The organism is Shewanella sp. 10N.286.51.B2, from assembly GCF_041469265.1.
In the GTDB taxonomy this organism is placed as follows: Bacteria; Pseudomonadota; Gammaproteobacteria; order Enterobacterales; family Shewanellaceae; genus Shewanella.
Genome location: NZ_JBFRKH010000087.1, coordinates 1 through 3,154, shown reverse-complemented (window position 1 = coordinate 3,154; position 3,154 = coordinate 1). Strand labels below are relative to the sequence as shown.

The following is a 3,154-nucleotide window of genomic DNA, read 5'->3' as shown; positions in this document are numbered from 1 at the left end:
CGAGTCCCGTCCGCTGCGCCGAACAGATTAGCCCTTGTCATAAGACAAGGGCTTTTTTGTGCCTGTAATTTATGACATTGAATGTATTTATCTTAAGCTGAGTCTATTGTTCTGCGGCTTTAACGTGAAAATTATTAAGCTTTAGATACTTCCAATCAGCAGGTTAAAAGGTTGATGTTAAGTTAAAAAATTACGGTAGATGTTTTAATTAAGCCTTGCTCTGATGTGTAATTTAGTATTTTATTAAAGATACAAACTCGCGAGCTATATCGCAGAAAATATAAAAAAGGAATTGTCCATGGTAGAACACATAACTGGCATGCTCGCGCTGATTGGCGTGCTGTCTTTATTGTGTCAATGGTTAGGTTGGAAGTTTCGTCTTCCTGCAATATTACCGTTATTGTTATGCGGTTTGTTACTTGGTCCGGGGCTTGGCATTTTAGACCCTGATGCTATCTTTGGCGATTTGCTGTTTCCCATTATTTCATTGGGGGTCGCGGTTATTCTTTTTGAAGGCGCGTTAACCCTCAATTTTAAAGAAATCAAAGATCACGGCCGCATGGTGACAAACTTAGTGACCTTTGGTGCCTTTATAACTTGGGCTTGTATCGCCCCAGCCGCTCATTGGCTATTAGGCTTTGAATGGCCCATGGCGCTACTTTTTGGTGCATTAGTGGTAGTGACAGGTCCAACAGTAATAGTGCCGATGCTGCGCACAGTAAGGCCAAAATCAAACCTTGCCAGCATCTTACGCTGGGAAGGAATAGTCATAGACCCTATCGGGGCAATTTTAGCAGTATTAGTTTATGAATATATTGCTGTGGCGACCGCTGCAGATCCCACCACCCATATATTATTCGCTTTAGGCATGACATTACTGTTAGGTTTTGGACTTGGGGCGCTTGCTGGCTATCTCATTGGCATTGCACTTCGTAGTAATGTGTTTCCTCATTATCTTAAAAATACTGCGGTATTAACTATTATGCTGGGCGTCTTTGTTGGTTCTAATTTGATCCAAGAAGAGTCTGGGCTGTTAACCGTGACTGTGATGGGCATTTGGTTAGCGAATATGCGTGGGGTTGATATTGCGGATATTTTAGAGTTTAAAGAGACTCTTACCGTATTACTGATCTCCGCCTTGTTTATTTTATTAGCAGCAAGACTTAACTCGACCGCGATGCTTGATTTAGGTTGGGGCGGTGTCGGTGTCTTACTGGTCGTGTTGTTGGTTGCAAGGCCTCTGAGTATCTGGATTTCTGGTATTGGTACTAGTTTATCTAGAGCTGATAAATGGTTTTTAAGTTGGGTCGCACCAAGAGGGATAGTTGCAGCGGCAATTTCTTCGTTATTTGCCATTAAGCTTGAAGCTATAGGGGTTAATGGTGCCAGCTCGATAGTGCCATTAGTGTTTTTAATTATTATTGGCACTGTTGTAATACAAAGCTTAACGGCAGGCCCATGGGCTAAGTTTTTAGGTGTAAAGGCCGATTCATCACAAGGCTTACTGTTATTTGGTGCCTCTAAGTTTTCACGTGAGTTAGCTAAGGTGTTAACGGCTAAGCAAGTGAAAGTGGTATTAGCCGATAATAACTGGGACAACATTCGTCAAGCGAGAATGGCGAATATCCCGGTTTATTTTGGTAATCCGGCCTCTGAACACGCCGAAAACTTTATGGATTTAAGTGGTATAGGTCGAGTGCTAGTGTTATCTCCCTATCGTCAATTAAACCCTTTAGTGAGTTTTCATTTTCAAGACTTATTCGGTACCAATAAAGTGTATGGCTTAAATAATGCCGAAGGGGGAAGTGCCAGACATCAATTGTCAGAGTCTTATTTAAAGCGTTTGTGTTTATTTGGTGAGTCAATTTCTTATGCCAAAATAGCCAGTTACATGGCGAAAGGTGCTGTTATTAAAGTCACTAATATTACGGATAATTTTACATTTGAACACTTTAAACAGCGTTATGGTGAAACGGCGATGCCGTTAATTTACCTGACTAAAGATCAGAAAGTAAAAATTATTTCAGGTACTGAAATTAATGAATTACCAGTCGGTATCGAGTTAATTAGCCTATTGCCGAAAGAGGCGCAAGAGCAAGATATCATCCAACGTAATTTAGCTGAAGTAACAGAAAATGAAGACGCTAATGAGCAAGATGACTCTGGTGAAACTTTCGGCAATACATCAGCTTGAATTTGATTTTGACTAAAAATCAGCAATAAAAAAGCTTCGTATTAACGAAGCTTTTTTTATGGAATTTTTACTTAAGGCTTAAGTTAAAGCGTTTCTAACACCGATAACACCACTTCATGGTGGTTTTTGGTTTTAAATTTATCGAACACATGTACTATTTTGCCATCTTGACCAATGAGGAAGCTCAATCTATGGATACCGTCATAGATTTTGCCCATGTAGGATCACCCTTGGAAATAATTTGAGACATAAAAATTGACAAATATCAATGAAGCCTATACTTAACAGTGAGTTAGATTAATAAATTTTCCTTTTGAATCCTAATTATATCAGTTGTCATATTTTTTTGTAAACAGGGCTGTTTTTGACGCTTTTTAGAGTTGTGAACTGTCATAAAAAGTTTAGGCGGTGCAATGGTTCATAGCTGATTGTCATACGGAAGAGCAGTCTGCAAATTTGGGTAAGAACATTTATCAGGCCTGTAAGCCTCCCTTAAATTATTAGGATTTTAAGGGAGAGTTACAATATTGCGCCTTGATTTTGTAACTTAATCAAGTAGGGTAAGTCTACACTTAAAAATAAGAGGTGAATAAAGATGTCAGAAGAGAAAAAGCATGGGGGTGTGGTGGTTTAGCAAAACTGGCCACTACTTTGTAGTCAATTGATGTGTTTGGCATAGAATAAGTTATCAGAAGGTTCAGCAGCACTTGTTCATCGTAACTAGGAATTGCCCCAAAGTGAGTTTGCGAGAAGTCCATTTAAACGCCGTGAACCAATTTTCCATTAGAAAATTTAATGTTAAGAAGCTCGTTCATTATTTAGAAAAGTGTTATCAGTAATAACCCTTCATAATCAAATTACGAAGGGCAAACAACCAAAACTTTAAGTTTGCACAGTGAGTACAATTTTTCCAACATGCTGTTTTTCTTTAAATTCCATTTGTGCTTGAACAATTTCCTC

The 3,154-nt window shown here is 38.9% G+C and carries 1 protein-coding gene and 1 pseudogene; one reads left to right on the top strand and one right to left on the bottom strand.

Annotated features, from left to right (window positions below; all coding sequences use genetic code 11):
* Nucleotides 1-298 precede the first annotated feature (298 nt).
* Nucleotides 299-2,194: a sodium:proton antiporter gene (locus AB4140_RS18850; protein ID WP_102437787.1), complete on the top strand. Its 1,896-nt coding sequence runs from the start codon at nucleotides 299-301 to the stop codon at nucleotides 2,192-2,194.
* An 83-nt stretch (nucleotides 2,195-2,277) separates the two neighbouring features.
* On the opposite strand, the pseudogene AB4140_RS18845 reads toward AB4140_RS18850, so the two are convergent.
* Nucleotides 2,278-2,415: pseudogene (locus AB4140_RS18845) on the bottom strand (thioredoxin-dependent thiol peroxidase); the annotation flags it as partial.
* Between the last annotated feature and the right edge of the window lie 739 nt (nucleotides 2,416-3,154).

Coding starts and splice junctions, on each gene's coding strand:
- AB4140_RS18850 (WP_102437787.1), top strand. CDS start 299: ATGGTAGAACACATAACTGGCATGCTCGCGCTGATTGGCGTGCTGTCT.